Below are 15,759 nucleotides of genomic sequence, written 5' to 3'. Positions count from 1 at the left end.
TCTTACTGCCCATTAAAGCGGGATAAAGAAGCTGATTTTCACCAGCTTCTTTACAGTTTCTTATTTCACTTCATAAATCTTCGATAGATCTTCAAACATTGTAACTGGAATTGCTTTTGCTTCTTTTAATCCATCAAACTTTTTATCTACTGCAATAACTGCTTTCGGATATGCGATTGGAAGATAAGGTAAGTCTTCTCTCGCTGTATCTTGGATTTTATGGTATAGCTCTGCGCGTTTTGTTTTATCTGTTTCAACCGCAGCTTCTTCCCATAACTTATCGAAGTCAGCATTTTTATAACGTGCATAATTGTATTCTGCATTGCTTAAGAATAAGCTCTTATATGAATCTGGCTCTGGTCCCATTATGTAACCACCGAATGTAATGTCATAGTCTTTATTCGCTTTATCTAAGCCTTTTTCACTTGCTGCACTAGCATCTAATGCATTTAGTTCAACTTGTAAGCCAACTTCTTGTAATTTTTGCTGTGTATAAAGTGCTAGACTTTCCATGATTTTATTATTCGTTACATACATAACGCGTATTTTTTCTTTATCTTTCACACCAGCTTTTGCTAATAAATCTTTCGCTTCTTTTTGATCATACTTATACTCTTTAATATCTTTCGCATAATACATAGCGTCTGGCGTTAAGATTGAATTTGCCGGTTCTGCAAATTGACTAGAAACGAACGCTGAGTTAATCATTTCTTTCTTATCTAATGCATGCGCAATTGCTTGGCGCACTTCTTTTTTCTTCATAAGATCTGTATTAAAGTTATAAGCTAAGTAGAATAATCTACCTTCAGGGAATGTGACCATTGAGAAGTTCCCCGTGCTATCTAATTTCTTAAAGTCTTGTGGTTCGATCATCTTCATATTAATTTGACCATTTTGCAATGAAACGTTTGCTGTATTACGGTCTTTTACAACGCGGTACACGACAGAATCTAATTTCGCTTTACCAGCAAAATAATCATCGAATCGCTCTAACGCAACATATTCATCTGATTTAAACTCTTTCAATTTAAATGGACCTGATCCTACGGGTTGTAAGTTTTTCTTACTCTTCACTAAATCCGCTTCACCTTCAAATACATGTTTCGGAATTGGGAAGAAATCGTTCATAACCCCTTCGAAAGATGCACTTACTTGTGGTAAAACGAATTGAGTCGTTAGCTCATCCACTTTTTTCACCTCAAGCGGCTTTCCTTTAAAAATAAAGTTTTCACGGCTTGAACTATTTTGCTTCTCATCTAGAATAGATTTGAATGTAAATACAATATCATCTGATGTAATTTTCTTACCATCATGCCATTTCAAATTATCCTTTAATTTTAAAGTCCATGTTAATTGATCCTCTGAAGGCGTAAAGCTCTCAGCAAGAACAAACTTTTTCTTACCGTCTTCCATATGATACAGCGGTGCATATAAAGCTTGCTGTATCGTTAATGACACTCGATCATTTGCATAAAGCGGGTTCATCGTATCTGGATTATCACTAACACCAACCGTTAACGTTCCTCCATCTTTCGGAGTCCCTGATTTGCTAGTGTTCGCTTGCTTCGAAGAATCTTTCTCCCCTGAGCAAGCCGCTAATGCAATAAGTAATAGTAGGACAAATGGTAATGCAAACAACTTCTTCTTCATATTTCGACCCCTCTCGACTATTTACACCTATAAGAAAACTCGGAATTAATACCGAGTTTTCTTATAGGTTTTAAATTACCACTACCCGTATGTATTGTCAAACTTTTTTGCAAAGATAGACAGTTTGAAATCTATTAATGAATTCTTGCGATAAAATATATTTATGCGGAGGGTAAAATAAAAAGACCACGAATAGGTGGCCTAGCAAAATGAGCTAGAAAACTAGCAGCCTACAGAAAGTTTCTCTGAAATGGTTGTTATATATAATTGAAAATGTAGAATGAGATTAAAGATAAAAAAACATTTTTAGGAGGTTATCATGACGTTTGATGAATTGAAAAAAAACAAACCAACAACCCCATGGGTTGAGCATGATGAAGATGGGGAATTTTTCACTGAAGAAAATATAAGTGCAACAAATAAGGTTCTTGACACTTACATTAACCATCTAGAGCAATTAGGCGAGACTCCAACCGAAGTCGAAGTAATGCAAGTTGTTAAAGAGGTAGTTATTAAACTAAATGAACTAAATATCGAACATGACCATTTTATCGAAACAATGGAAAGAGAAGATCTCTATGAATTTATCGATGCAGCAGCACGAATAGCTGGCTTAGAATCCGAAGAAGATATAACAGAAGAATGGCGAGAATGGTAAAAAGCTGCATACTTGGTGTCTAAATTTACTCCTTCATAAAACTTTGTCCCTTATTCTCCAAATGGAAAATAAGGGACAAACAAAGCTAATCAAATACTGATATACATTAAAATCTCCATTCATTTCCCATTACTTTAAAATACAGTTTTTCAAACCCACTAAAATACTTACTATAAATACTTAACATTTCAATATATGTATGAATAACTTGACTTAAATCAAAATGAACACCATCTTTAGCTAAGTCATAGCTATCGTCTAGACTATACAATTCAAAGTATTCCGCCTCCCAATGCACCCCCCTGTTGACTAAAAGTCTAGTGGTGCATTTAATTGATTCTTCAATCGTCAGTTCATGTTTTTTTAGTTTTTCATGAATGATGGAAAGAGTTAACTTAACAGTGTATTCTTCATCAACTGTGCTACTAAACTCAAATAACTTCCCTTCAATATCATCTATCTTTGCTTTAGACATTAAGGATATCTCAATTATTTCATATGGCGGACTGTCACTTGCTTCAATCAATTTATCACACCATTGAATTACTTCAGCTTTACTCCACAACCCACAGCAAAGCCCTAAGCCATAAATACGAGTTAATTTCCGAACTAAATCCAAGGTTTCTCACCTGCAATTTCTTATATGCATTTTTGTTTAATTTTAACAGAATATATGATACATCACATAATTTCTTTGCAAACACTACACATTACAATTGAGATGCATACGCGCATTATAAACAAAAAGACCACCAAAAGGCAGCCTCACAACTGAATCGTAGTACCCACTCCACGTTCCATCGCTTTTTCATATAAGTATTTCGCCACTATTATATCTACTACTGCTAAACCAACTGATTTGAAAATAGTAATCTCTTCATCGTTCTCTCTACCAGCCTTTTCCCCGCTTATAATCTGACCAAGTTCGGCGTGGATGTCGCTCGCTTCAAATAATCCTTCTTTTATAGGAACTTGAAGGTCACCCGTTTCTTCGAGTGCTGCTTCTTTTGATTCGACTACTACTTTGTTTGCGCCCGCGATAGCGTGAGATGGTAGTTCTTGCATGCTCGGTCTGAATGAACCGACGGCGTTTATGTGGACGCCTTTTTGTAGTTTTTCTGAGAAGACTGGTGTGGATGCATTCGTTGTTGTGACGATGATGTCTGCTTCGCTTATTGCTTCATTTGGATCCCTGTAGACGTAAGCCGGTTTATTGAATTTCTCTTGTATATATTGCGCGAATGCATAGGCTTTTTCTTCCGTTCGGTTGTATAAAATTACTTTTTCGATATCTCTAACCGCGAATACAGCTTCTGCAATTCCTTTCGCTTGTTCACCGGTACCGATAATGCATAAGTTTTTTGCGTTATGACGAGCTAAATGTTTTGTCGCTACTCCTGACAAGGCGCCTGTTCGAATCATCGTTAAGTACGATCCTTCTAAAAGTGCGATTGGTTCTCCCGTTTGAAAGTCTGATAGCATAACAATTCCGTTTATCGTTTTCTTTCCTATCTTTTTATTATGCGGAGCTACCGTTACTACTTTTAAACCGAGCGCTTCGAGTCCTTCCGCTACTGAAGGCATAATTAATGCGGTATTTTGCTCGTTCGCAAATGGTAATGAACCGCGAATTGGTGTGATCGTTCTTTCTGCTGAAAATTCTTTTAAAGCAAGCGCCGCGTATTCAATGACTTCCTTCATATTTACTAAGTTTCGTTGTTCGTTCGCGCTTATGACTAGCATATCTTTCCACCTCCTCCTTCTACTCTAACAAAAATCCCCGATTCAAATCATCTCTCGGGTCTACAACGAACTGATGAAATCCTGTAATAAATGCATTCCCCGTTACTTTCGGAACGACAGCTTCATATGTATCTACCGCTGTTACCGACAATACTTCTCCCTCAAATTGGCCGTCAGTAATGCATTCGTGGATGAACATCTCTCTTTTTTGTAAGGCATCTTTTTCAAAAAGAGTTGCGATTCTTGCGGATGTTCCTGTACCGCAAGGGGAACGGTCGACTTGCCCGTCAGCGAAGATCGTTACATTTCGTAAGCTAGCGTCTTTTCCTTTCGGTTCATCTGAGAAAATAACGCCGTATATTCCTTTTAAATCTTCTTCAAGTGGATGTTTTACTTCCATTTGACTTTCAATGTAGTGTTTAATTTTACCGCCCCACGTTTGAATTGCAGCTAAATCTTTAAAATCGACTTTCAAACCAAACTCTTTACTATCCACTACAGCGTAGAATGCTCCGCCAAACGCGATATCTACTTGAAATTCATAGTCATCTATTTTGATAGGAACGTCTTTCTTGTATACGAACGAAGGAACGTTTTCAAATGATACTGACTCTACTTCGCTCCCGTTAAATGTTGCGTACGCAATAACTTCCCCAGCAGGGCTATCGATAATGAATTTTTGTTTTTCACCTGTCACTTCAAACATACCTGTTTCAATTCCAACTGTAATAACAGCGATAATTCCGTGACCACACATCGTACTCCAGCCTTCATTGTGCATAAATAATACGCCAAAATCAGCATGAGGACTTGCGGGCGGAGTAATGATACAACCGTACATGCCGTGATGTCCTCTCGGTTCATACATAAGAACCTCGCGAAGATGATCCAGATGTTCCATGCAGTATGCGCGTCTTTCTAGTTGCGTTTCTCCCTTTATCTCTGGCACTCCGCCCGTAATGATTCGAAGTGGTTCCCCAGCTACGTGAGCATCAATTGTCGTGTACACTTTACTAACCTTCATTTCTATCTCTCCCCTATATGTTAATACTATTTTCATTGCAAGTATCATGCCAACGCATAGAGTATAAAGTGAAACTTTAATCAGTGGGGGGCTTCATTCCCCACTGATTATTCGCCCACACCAATCGGGCTTTTACGGGCAGTTAATGCGGGATAAATCTGTATACATTTTTTGAAAAATAAATACTACTGTCTATTTTTTTATACAGTAGGTGATTATTAGCCCCAAAACAAAAAGATCCCCCCGAAAACTCAGGGGGTGATTTAAGCCATAGTTTTGCGGGATTTGAGTTAAAAATCAAATTTATTCTTCACTCTCCAAGCTTTCCCACTCACTCAAATACATGACGTCTTGTTTTACTTTTTTCTTTTCAGGAAGTAAACATAGAAATTCTAAAGAATTGCCGTCAGGATCGTAAAAATAAAGATTTGCAGTCGGTGTCCACGTTTGAACCATAGGCTCGGAAGGTTCAAGACCGAAAGCAGCCCTTGGGTTTATTCCTTTATTAAGAAGCCATTCTCTTGCATGAATGATTTCTTCATAGTTAATCTTGAATGCAAAGTGACTTATATGGAATGCTTCTTCCGATACTTCCCAAATGCCCAGCATTTGTTCCTTCTTATTTTCTTTATCAAACCAAAAGAAAGCTACGCGGCGTTCTTCAATAGTGTGAGCATGAAATAATCCAAGTTTAGTATAAAACTCTTTTGCCACTTCTAAATTTTTTGTTTTAACATGTGTTTCATATAAAGTACCTGGAAACAAAGCATATCCCTCCTTTATACTTTTAGAAATTCTTACTATAAATCCTATTTTAATAAACTAGAAATAGAAGTGATGTCGTATTTTCTTTAAATATTTTTCAATTTCGTAGTCCTAATGCTGAGGAAAAACTACCACTGATTAAAGCTTCACTTTGTGAGAAGGGATTCTTCAAATTCATGATTCACGGTAATATTATCGTTCAAAGTGAGGCGGGTTTATGACTCAACTCACTCGGGGGACACATTACCAATCAAACCCTAACCGCCACCACATCCGGCACTTGCTTAGCAATCTCCTCACCAATCTTTATACTAGCCGTTGCCGCCGGGGATGGTGCGTTGCAAATGTGCAGAGAATTGATGCCGGGGATAATGCAGAAGTCATCAACCATATTTCCGTTTGATAAAATGGCTTGTGCCCTTACACCTGCATGGGTTGGCACGATATCTTTCTCTGTAAGCTCTGGTATTAAGCGCTGTAAGCTTTTTAGGAATGATTGTTTACTAAATGAGCGCACCATTTCTTTTATGCCTTCTTTCATATTTGGCATCGCCATTTTCCAAAAGCCTGTGTATGTCATTGTTTCCATGAAGTCTTTTATATCAAAGTCTGTTTTCGTATAGCCTTCTCGCTTAAAGCTTAATACGGCGTTTGGTCCTGCATGTACGTCTCCGTTTATCATTCTTGTGAAATGAACGCCTAAAAACGGGAATTCTGGATTTGGAACTGGATAAATTAAATGCTTTACAAGATGGCGTTTTTCTGGGACAAGTTCGTAATATTCACCACGAAACGGAACGATTTTCATATCCGTTAATATGCCTGTCTTTTTCGCGATACGGTCACTATGTAAGCCGGCGCAGTTAATGAGAAATTTCGTTTTAAATGTGCCTTTGTTTGTCTCAATTGTTACAGCGTCTTTCTTCTCAGTAATACGCTCCGCTGTTGTTCCTAAATGTATTTCTCCGCCGCTTTCTTGAATTAAGCGAGCAAACGCATAACTTACTCCTCTATAATCAGCAATCCCGCAAGATGGAACACGGATTGCCTCAAGTCCCTTTACATGAGGTTCAATTTCAACTAATTCTTCCTTATCTATTTTTGCAATATGTAAATCGTTTTGTAAGCCTCTCTCATATAAGTTATGTAAAAGAGGAAGTTCGTCCTTTTCTGTAGCGACAATTACTTTTCCGCACATGTCATAAGCGATGTCATTTTCTTTACAAAATTGAACCATAGCTGCGTTTCCTTCTTTAGCAAACTTCGCTTTATAACTCCCTGGTTTATAATAAATTCCAGAGTGAATTACTCCGCTATTATGTCCAGTTTGATGATGTGCAAGTTCCTTTTCTTTTTCAATGATCGCGATTTTCGCACGAGGGAATTTTTTCGTTAAAGCCATTCCTGTTGAAAGCCCAACAATTCCTCCGCCAATAATTATAAAGTCATACATCCTACTTCCCCCTTAATATGATGAAAGGCAGGCCTTTTTTAAGACCCGCCGTACAAACTTATTTAGAAAAACAACCACGTTGACGCATTAGTTCTCTATATAAATCTTGATTTTCTTCAAAGGCAGCTCTTCCGTGCATCCAAAATAAGTTGTTTAAAAGAACTAAGTCACCAATTGGTAATTTCAATGCATGTGTTGCTGGTGAGTTTTCAACAGAATATGATAAGTCTTTCAAATAGTTTGCTTGTTCAATATTATCTGGATAAGCGAACTGATCAATAAAGCAAATACATGGTGCGTTATTCACATCAAAAAACGTTTCACGATAGACGATTTCTTGCGCATTTTTACTTGGTGGTGCTTTATACGTAACCTTAACAGATGCGAGCGAATGATTTCTAAATTTCTGAAGGTCTTCCCAATCGTCTAAATGTAGTAAACGAGATTCTCCGCCTACTGCATTTTGCTCTTCAATTTTCATCATAAGAAGCCAATCTGTCGGCTCATCAACGAATGTACCGTCTGTATGCAGTGTAAACAATCGGTACGCTTGACGAAGGTAAGAATCACTACTATCCGTATCTTTCACATTAAATCTAGCATAGTACGTTCCTGTCATTGCATCAAAGTTTGGCTCCCCAATTAAATGTGTTAATGCTGTTGCAAATTTCACGTAGTCTGCTGGATCTGCCGTTTCACCTTGCACTCCAATTGTAAATCCGCCCGTTTCACGGTCATGAACAATGCCGCGAATGTTATCCATAAATGATTGCCCAAAAATCTTTCTCATTCCATCCGCAAGATTAAACCGAGAATAAGGAATGTATTGTAATGACTGCTCTGAATACTCTTTTACCTCTTCAAAAAACTGCTTAAGCAATTGCTGGTTTAGCGTAATATGATATAAACGTTTATGCTCTGGATGAGGAGCAATTTCATACCCCCCATATTTCTTTGCAAATTTCATCTTTGCATTTTGTTCTGTAATAATCGACATTTCAATTCCTCCCTAATTTAAATATGAAGAACTTATTGACGTTTTTTACAGACAGTTATCCTTATCTTCTTATACTGAGATTCGGTCTTACTGCCCTAACATCGAAAAAGCCAGTCATACGCATCCACGACATAAAATCGTAGAAACGTACAACTGGCTCATAATTACGAGTGTTCTTTAATCTCTTAAAGTACAATAATAATAGACAGTTTGTATGAAAATATTTGTAAAACAGGAAAGCAAGATCGAATATAGAGAAGGCTAATTTCTCGTATGGATCTTATTAATTAAATAATAATTCAAAATTTTCTAACTGTCAATTCGTTTTTTATTATTTTCTCTACATACTTTATACGTTTTAAAAATCCCTTACTTTCTACGCACCCTCTTTTTTTCATCTCTTGTTTTACAACTTACACTTCATTTAACTTTTTCATATTCCTTGCCTCCTCAATAAAATAAGCCAGTCGTATCTCTTTAAAAGAAATACAACTGGCTCTCGTTTATGGTTATAAACTAGATAGTTTTTATGGTGTTGTTTCCTCGTACTCTCCCCTGGGCTGTTCATCATTTAAATAACTTACATATTGGCGATGTAAATCTTTCACCGCACTGACGATAGCATTTTGCGCTTTTCCTTGATAATGGTCCGTAATATCTTGAACGATTTCCTCAATACCATCTTGCAAACTATGTCCTCTCAACATTTGAGCGACGAAGTCTCTACCATGCTCTGTCGCAAGCGTACATGACGCTTCAATAATGACATGATATTTATGATCTGCCTCAATTGTAATTGTTAATGTTTCATACATACTGCGAACAGCCATACCTTTCGGAAGTCTCGAATGTCCTGCCATAAAAAAAGTCCCTTTACGCATATTTCATCCTCCGTTACTATGTTAAGAGCCAGAAAAACAATGTACACATTTGCATTGAATTTTACTACCCTTATCCTTATAGCTCGTACTTCTGCTAAAGAAGCTCAAGTGGAAAGAAGTTACTCTCTTCATTTTCAAACATAAATCTGGGCTTACAGCGAGGCTAATCACTGTCATCCGATAATAAGTTAATCATAATAAAAATAAACTGAATATTCAATATTAAACTCCGCGAATTTCATGAATAAAAAAAGAAAATTCTCTCACCCAGGCACATATACTGTTCAAAAGAAAAAAGGAAGTGGTCTCATGTATTACGGAACAAAAGGCTGGTACGTAGCTGAGCTAAAAAAATTAGGTGTTCGCTATCATGAAGGACGAAAACTAGAAAGTTACCGCGCACACGTATTACGCAATTTATTAATCGCACAACAAGAGACAACGAAAGAAGAGTAATTCACTAACAAAACAACTCTCGAGATATATCGTCTATTCAACAAATCCCGTCAAATCTCCCATCTAAACTACCAACTAATCACACATTGATACAAACCAAAAAAAGATCACCTACACAGGCATGCCCATCAACTTAAGAATTCAGAATCACCACAAAATGAAAAAATAAGCTTTTTTGTCACAAGTGTAGCTTTGTAAAAAAGATTGATTAAAAACATCAAACCTCTATAGATTTCTTAGAGGTTTGATGTTTTCTTGTTGGATATTTATGTTAATCTAACGATAAACATTGTGAAGAAATGTACTTCAACTAACGGGGCAGGTTAATTGAAGATTGCTTTGACCTTTGTTCAACAATTGGGCCATTTAGTTGAAGATCTCATCAAATAAGTAATGATATTTAAAGGAATAATTCATTCTGATAAAGAACATTAAAAAACGTGATGATAAGGAGGCGATTGTATGGCAAATCATGTAGAAAATCTATATAACTATCATGTATGGGCAAATCAACGGATTATTGATCATCTTAAGACACTTTCTCCTGAGAAATATCAAAAGGAAATGAAAAGTGTCTTTTCTTCTGTTTCAAAGGTTTTATCTCATCTCTATTTGGTGGAATATGGATGGCTTCATACCCTTGAGGGTCAGAGTATGAATGAAGCAATGCAATCTTCATTTCAAATTCAAGAAAAGATTGAGAAACTGCCCATTGAAGACTTAGAAACGGAATTTCACACTTTAACATCCCGGTTTAAAACCTTTTTGAACAGACAGGAAGATATGGAAAAGAGAATAATGTTGGATAATCCATGGGCAGGATTAAGAGAAACAAGTATATCTGAAATGGTCTTACACGTTGTGAATCATGGAACCTATCATAGAGGGAATATTTCAGCTATGTTACATCAGTTGGGTGATTCTTCAGTTATGACTGATTATGCTTTTTATTGGTATTCTTGAAATGTTATTCATTAAGGCTCAGTAAAATAATCAAACTTTTTTATAAAAATCTCATACTTAGCTAAAAGGGTAACTCCATTTTGATCAATCTTTATTCAAAATGGAGTTTTTGTATTTGTTGTTAAATAAAAAAGGATAATCAGCCTCATAATGGACTAACTATCCTGTAATTTATTAATTTAATAAACGGGTGACTTTTCCTATTCACAAACAAGAATTTGTCTAGAAAATGATCCTTTTCTTGTGATACAGCGGTCTGTAATTTCAAATCCCGCTTCATGAATCATGTCGTCCATTGTTTCCATCGTGACAACGACTACTTTTTTTGCAATGCGGCGCGCACTTGAAAGAATTGAGAACTGGTCTTCTGGTGTTGCATGCGTAAATAAGTCGTACGGCATATCGATAATTGCAACGTCGTAGTTCTCAGTAATTTCCTCGATTGGACCTTTTGTTACTGTTCCTTCAAACCCAAAATGTGCGATGTTTTTCCTCGTTCCAAGAACCACAAGTGGATTTATATCTCTACCAACAATGTTAATTCCCATAGAAAGTGCTTCTACTACTACTGTTCCAATGCCGCAGCACGGATCAATAGCTCGTACTCCCTCTGGATTTGGTACAGCGATATTTGCAACTGATCTCGCAACACGCGTGCTAAGAGATGTCGAATAACTATGCGGTTTTTTTATGTGATGATACCAAACTGGCTCACTTTCTACATAGTGTCCAAAGTACCAGCGTCCTCCAAGAGGAACAATCCCGAATACACGCTCTGGATTACGAACATCCGCTTCTCCTTCAATATGCATACCGAGGTCGCGTTCAATGAGACGTCTTTCCCCATATTCAATTTTATTTTCTTTCCCAAGATCATTGATTTTAACGAAGATAACTTTAAATGACGCCCCCGCCAAATCAATTTGTTCTACTTGTTTTAAAATACTTTCTAAGTCGTCTCCTTCATACATAACCTCAACGCGCTCTTTCATAAACGCACTTCTACTCGGATCAATTTTGACATCACTTTTCAAAATATTAACGTGAGACTCCATTCCAAAGAACGAGCGCATTTCCAAGTAACATAAAGCACGCTCCTCCTCACGAAATGCATACGTATATATACATGCAGGTGTTTTACTATGATTACTCAATCTATTATCATCCTTTATCGTTTAAAATTGTTATGATCAAAATTACTCAAATACTTTTTCATATAAAATTAAATGATATCATATGCCCGAAATAAAGAGAAACCTTTATAATTTGTTTTATAAATAAAAAGAGACTGCCTCTCGGCAATCTCTTCCATAATTTTTTCTATTATTAACGATAAGAAGATACATCGTTACCTTGCCATTCATAGTAATCTAGAATACCAGAATAAATTGCTTCTGCTGCACGTTGTCTCCATTGTTCAGTAGCTAGTTTTTCACCTTCGCCTTTAGCATCGATGAAACCTAGTTCAGCTAAAATAGCAGGCATTGTATTGTATTTCACTACATAGAAGTCTTCTGTTTTTACACCTCTATCATTTGATTGAAGTGCTTGTACTAAACGTTTTTGTACTTTTTCTGCTAGTACACGGCTCTCTTCTGAATTTGGATTTGATGCTGATCTGTAGTAGAACGTTTCTGTTCCTTCTACTTGTTCATTAAACCCGTTTGCATGAACACTCACAAAAATATCACCTTTATTTTCTTGCGCAAATTCTATACGTTTTTTCAAAGATTCACCAGAGGTATTTCCTGGACGTGTATCATCATTACGTGTTAATAAAACAGTAAATGGTGTCTTTTGTTCAAATAGTTTTTGTACGCGTAAAGATGTATCTAATACGATAGCACTTTCATCCATTTTCACACCAGAATGCCCTGGATCAACCCCGCCATGCCCCGGATCAATAATAATCGCTTTTCCTTCTAAGAAGTTCCCTTGTTTCACTGGGTTCAATTGATTTTTATCAACCCATTGGAAACCACTAGTTGTACGAATGCGAATCCAGCTACCGCTTTCTTCAATAACAGTTACTTGTTGTGCTCCATATGTACCTAGTACTTTAGCAGTATGGGAAGCCCCTGCATATGTAGTGAATCCTTCCTTAATAGCTTCTGTTTTCTCTACTAAAGGTGTCCATTTATCACCGTTACTTGTTGCAATTTTGATCCATCCATCTCGCTCTTCTTTTACTTCAACCATTTGTGGATCATGCTGATTTGCACTAACCCCAGATGTTAATGATGGTCCGTGATATGTAATGAATTTTCTATCGATATATATTTTCTTTGTTTCTACTGGACGATTACTATTCTTTCCAAATTTATCTGTTTGAGCAGTAAGCTGAGCTGCCTGTTCACGCGTAATAGAATTATCTGGTTTCCAGCCGTCACCTGTACCTAAAGAAAGTTTTAATTCTACTAAAATATTTACTTCTTCTTTACCCCAATGATTTTCTAAATCAGCAAATTTTGTAGGCGCTGTTCCGGTTACTTGGCTTTTCAATTCATATGCCCTTACAAGCATAGCCGCCATTTCAGCACGAGTTACTTGTCCTTCAGGATCAAATACTCCCGGTCCTCGGCCTTTAATAATATCCTTTTTTTCAATCGCTGCAATATATTGAGCTGCCCAATGATTTTTTGAATCATTAAAAGATGGCTTCGCGTTTGGATCCACTTTAACGCCAATTGCTGTTGCGATAATCTTTGCCGCTTGAGCACGTGTTAAATTTCCTTGTGGCATAAAGTTACCATCTGGCATACCATTAATTACATTTCTCTCTACTAAATAATAAATCGCGTCTTTCGACCACGCATCGTCTGAAACATCAGGAAATTTCTTCGTTTCTGCTAAACTACTAATTGGATGTGCTAGTAAATTTGCTGCTAATATACCTGCGGCTATTGCTTTGTACTTCATGAAAAATAAATCTCCTCTCGAAACTTCATATTTATACAATTTCTCCCATTAAACTAACTATAAAGTATTAACTAATAATTAATCCTTTCATAGTTTATAACATTATATATCTATAGTAAATACGTTTTCCCTTCACATAACAAAAATCGTATATATATAACTGATAATGAATGTATATAAAAAAGCGATTAGTACATAGTACTCTAATCGCTTTTCCTAATGTATTATTTAAAATTTTCTTTAATATATATTCCCTTCCTCCAAAGAAAGCTTTACCTGATCGATCCTTTCTGCTTTTCCCGTCTCAAGATTTGTTTGGAAAGTCGAGAAATACCATATTCCTTCTCCATTATCATAATTCCCTATAAGGAACTTCCCTTTATCTAAAGCTTTAAAACAAGTTCCTGCAATACCTAGGTCACCTTCGCCAATTTTCACTTCGAGTACTTTTCCTTTATGAATATAAAAAACTTGCGCTAATGAAAAGCTGATTAAAAATAATATTTTCAATCAGCCCTCTCTATTTGCTATGAAATTATTCTTCAATTAAATTAGACATTACATATGCATACACTAATGCTTCTGTATACATAATAGAACTCTCATGCGTTCGCTCAAATGCGTGAGAAGAATCAATACCAGCTCCAATTAACGCATGTTTCACATCAAATCCGGCGTGAATCGCAGCTGATGCGTCTGATCCGTAGTATGGATAAATATCCACTTTATATTCAATAGCATTCGCTTTCGCCAGTTCAACTAAATGTTTACGTAAAGCGTAATGGTATGGACCGCTAGAATCTTTCGCACAAATAGATACTGTATATTCATCAGATGCTTGTCCATCACCTAACGCTCCCATATCAACTGCTAAATATTCTACCGTTTCCTCTGGAATATTCGAGTTTCCACCGTACCCAATTTCTTCATTATTAGAAATTAAGAAATGTGTTGTATATGGTAATGTTACCTTTTCATCTTGTAATCTTTTAATTAATTTCAATAGAATTGCTACACTTACTTTATCGTCTAAATGGCGTGATTTTATGTATCCACTCTTCGTAATTTGAACGCGTGGATCAAATGAAACGAAGTCTCCTACTTCAATTCCTAACTCACGTACTTCATCTGCTGAAAAGACACGCTCATCAATACGCACTTCAATATTTTTCTCATCGCGCTTCGCTTCCCCTGCATCTTTGTACACATGGACAGAAGTTTGATGCATTAAAATTGTACCTGTATACGTCTTACCGCTTGACGTTTCAATTTCGCAATATTCCCCTTCTACAGAGTTCCAGCGAAATCCACCAATCATAGATAGTCGAAGACGACCGTCTGGCTTAATTTCTTTCACCATTGCGCCTAACGTATCAACATGTGCAGTTAATAAACGGTGCTGCTCATCATTCTTCCCTTTAACCGTTAAAATAAGAGCGCCTTTATTATTACGCTTCGTCTCTACATTCCACTCACTTACATAGTTTTCAATAAAATTAATAATTTTCGCCGTGTTTCCAGATGGACTTGGAATAGAGACAAGCTCCTTGATTAATTCCATCGTTTCTTTCGCATGATGTGCCATTGTCGTTTCCCCCTCGTTTTTTCTACTATTTAGTATAGCGAAATTACAATAAAACCTCTACTCATATAGTCTAATTTTCTAAATTATAGTAAAATTTAGTTTAGTAAGTGAAAAGGAGATAACAAAAATGAATGTAACGAAAAAACATGTACATATTGCACTTATTTGGTTTTTATCATCATTACTATGTTTACAAGTCTCTTATGTCGTTCACACTACTACCTCAATTACAATTGGCTGGGCATTAACTATTATCTTCTTAATCATTAGCCTAATTGTAGGAAAAAAGCACAGCGCTACTGAGTAAGCTGTGCTTTTTCTATAAAACTACTCTTCCGAAACGTCCATCAAATAAATCCCTCTTGTAAATCCGCCGCGCTCTTCTTCTTTCTGTTTACGAATAAGCTCTACATCTTCCATTGTTGCACCTTCTGCACGCGCTAATGAAATAATAATTTCAAGTGCATCTGCAAGTGAATCTAGCGCATGTTCACGCTCTTTCATCGAAGCAAATTCACGAATTTCTTCTGTACCAATTTTCGCTAACGCTTGTATGTAAGCTTGCCCTGTTAATTTTTGTGCTGTATATGTTTTTCCAGACATCAAAATTTTCTCCGGGACACGATCTCTTACTAACCTGTTATAAGTTGACATCACTTTTCCTC

At 36.5% G+C, this 15,759-nt stretch carries 16 protein-coding genes and 1 pseudogene; 4 read left to right on the top strand and 13 right to left on the bottom strand.

Going from position 1 to position 15,759, the window contains the following annotated elements; genetic code table 11:
- Positions 1–60: 60 nt before the first annotated feature.
- Positions 61–1,650 carry an ABC transporter substrate-binding protein gene (locus JFT95_RS02905; protein ID WP_201051337.1) on the bottom strand — a complete coding sequence of 530 codons (1,590 nt, stop codon included), beginning with the start codon at positions 1,648–1,650 and terminating at the stop codon, positions 61–63.
- A gap of 319 nt (positions 1,651–1,969) precedes the next feature.
- Between JFT95_RS02905 and JFT95_RS02900 the strand changes: the two genes are divergently transcribed.
- A complete protein-coding gene (locus JFT95_RS02900) occupies positions 1,970–2,308 on the top strand; it encodes a hypothetical protein (RefSeq protein ID WP_002030071.1) in 339 nt (112 codons plus the stop codon).
- A gap of 106 nt (positions 2,309–2,414) precedes the next feature.
- On the opposite strand, the gene JFT95_RS02895 is transcribed toward JFT95_RS02900, so the two are convergent.
- From JFT95_RS02895 to JFT95_RS02865, 7 genes are all read right to left on the bottom strand, one after another.
- The gene (locus JFT95_RS02895) at positions 2,415–2,927 is read right to left on the bottom strand and encodes a protein kinase (protein ID WP_201051336.1); all 513 of its coding nucleotides are present in this window, start codon (positions 2,925–2,927) and stop codon (positions 2,415–2,417) included.
- A gap of 146 nt (positions 2,928–3,073) precedes the next feature.
- Positions 3,074–4,051 (bottom strand): ornithine cyclodeaminase family protein, encoded by a 978-nt coding sequence (locus JFT95_RS02890; RefSeq protein ID WP_201051334.1) that lies wholly within the window; start codon positions 4,049–4,051, stop codon positions 3,074–3,076.
- Positions 4,052–4,070: 19 nt separating this feature from the next.
- The gene (locus tag JFT95_RS02885) at positions 4,071–5,123 is read right to left on the bottom strand and encodes a proline racemase family protein (protein WP_201051332.1); all 1,053 of its coding nucleotides are present in this window, start codon (positions 5,121–5,123) and stop codon (positions 4,071–4,073) included.
- Between the two features lie 255 nt (positions 5,124–5,378).
- Complete coding sequence (locus JFT95_RS02880; protein WP_088038606.1) at positions 5,379–5,840, bottom strand: VOC family protein; 462 nt, start codon at positions 5,838–5,840, stop codon at positions 5,379–5,381.
- 250 nt (positions 5,841–6,090) lie between these two features.
- Positions 6,091–7,293 carry an L-2-hydroxyglutarate oxidase gene (gene lhgO / locus JFT95_RS02875; protein ID WP_012260409.1) on the bottom strand — a complete coding sequence of 401 codons (1,203 nt, stop codon included), beginning with the start codon at positions 7,291–7,293 and terminating at the stop codon, positions 6,091–6,093.
- Positions 7,294–7,351: 58 nt separating this feature from the next.
- Complete coding sequence (glaH, locus tag JFT95_RS02870; RefSeq protein ID WP_201051330.1) at positions 7,352–8,290, bottom strand: glutarate dioxygenase GlaH; 939 nt, start codon at positions 8,288–8,290, stop codon at positions 7,352–7,354.
- Between the two features lie 527 nt (positions 8,291–8,817).
- Positions 8,818–9,171, bottom strand: coding sequence for a DUF3870 domain-containing protein (locus tag JFT95_RS02865; RefSeq protein ID WP_001225455.1), 354 nt, complete (start codon positions 9,169–9,171; stop codon positions 8,818–8,820).
- A 240-nt stretch (positions 9,172–9,411) separates the two neighbouring features.
- On the opposite strand from JFT95_RS02865, the gene JFT95_RS02860 reads away from it, so the two are divergent.
- Positions 9,412–9,627, top strand: a complete 216-nt coding sequence (locus JFT95_RS02860; protein ID WP_002030060.1) for a YflJ family protein — start codon at positions 9,412–9,414, stop codon at positions 9,625–9,627.
- Between the two features lie 462 nt (positions 9,628–10,089).
- Positions 10,090–10,590 carry a DinB family protein gene (locus JFT95_RS02855; RefSeq protein ID WP_001273686.1) on the top strand — a complete coding sequence of 167 codons (501 nt, stop codon included), beginning with the start codon at positions 10,090–10,092 and terminating at the stop codon, positions 10,588–10,590.
- Positions 10,591–10,790: 200 nt separating this feature from the next.
- Here JFT95_RS02855 and JFT95_RS02850 read toward each other — a convergent pair whose 3' ends face one another.
- The 4 genes and pseudogenes from JFT95_RS02850 to JFT95_RS02835 all read right to left on the bottom strand — a co-directional run bounded on the left by JFT95_RS02850 (position 10,791) and on the right by JFT95_RS02835 (position 15,094).
- Complete coding sequence (locus tag JFT95_RS02850) at positions 10,791–11,744, bottom strand: TRM11 family SAM-dependent methyltransferase (protein ID WP_012260407.1); 954 nt, start codon at positions 11,742–11,744, stop codon at positions 10,791–10,793.
- Between the two features lie 172 nt (positions 11,745–11,916).
- A complete protein-coding gene (locus JFT95_RS02845; protein ID WP_201051328.1) occupies positions 11,917–13,509 on the bottom strand; it encodes an N-acetylmuramoyl-L-alanine amidase in 1,593 nt (530 codons plus the stop codon).
- Between the two features lie 224 nt (positions 13,510–13,733).
- Positions 13,734–13,986, bottom strand: a pseudogene (locus JFT95_RS02840) (hypothetical protein); the annotation flags it as partial.
- A 58-nt stretch (positions 13,987–14,044) separates the two neighbouring features.
- The gene (locus JFT95_RS02835) at positions 14,045–15,094 is read right to left on the bottom strand and encodes a M42 family metallopeptidase (protein ID WP_063217455.1); all 1,050 of its coding nucleotides are present in this window, start codon (positions 15,092–15,094) and stop codon (positions 14,045–14,047) included.
- A 127-nt stretch (positions 15,095–15,221) separates the two neighbouring features.
- Between JFT95_RS02835 and JFT95_RS02830 the strand changes: the two genes are divergently transcribed.
- Positions 15,222–15,401 (top strand): hypothetical protein, encoded by a 180-nt coding sequence (locus JFT95_RS02830; protein WP_012260403.1) that lies wholly within the window; start codon positions 15,222–15,224, stop codon positions 15,399–15,401.
- Between the two features lie 20 nt (positions 15,402–15,421).
- On the opposite strand, the gene JFT95_RS02825 is transcribed toward JFT95_RS02830, so the two are convergent.
- A complete protein-coding gene (locus JFT95_RS02825) occupies positions 15,422–15,748 on the bottom strand; it encodes a nucleoside triphosphate pyrophosphohydrolase (protein ID WP_002125566.1) in 327 nt (108 codons plus the stop codon).
- Between the last annotated feature and the right edge of the window lie 11 nt (positions 15,749–15,759).

The organism is Bacillus sp. TH17, assembly GCF_016651125.1.
Taxonomy (GTDB): domain Bacteria; phylum Bacillota; class Bacilli; order Bacillales; family Bacillaceae_G; genus Bacillus_A; species Bacillus_A mycoides.
Note: the sequence above shows the minus strand (reverse complement) of the source record. Positions and strands in the feature narration are given on the sequence as shown.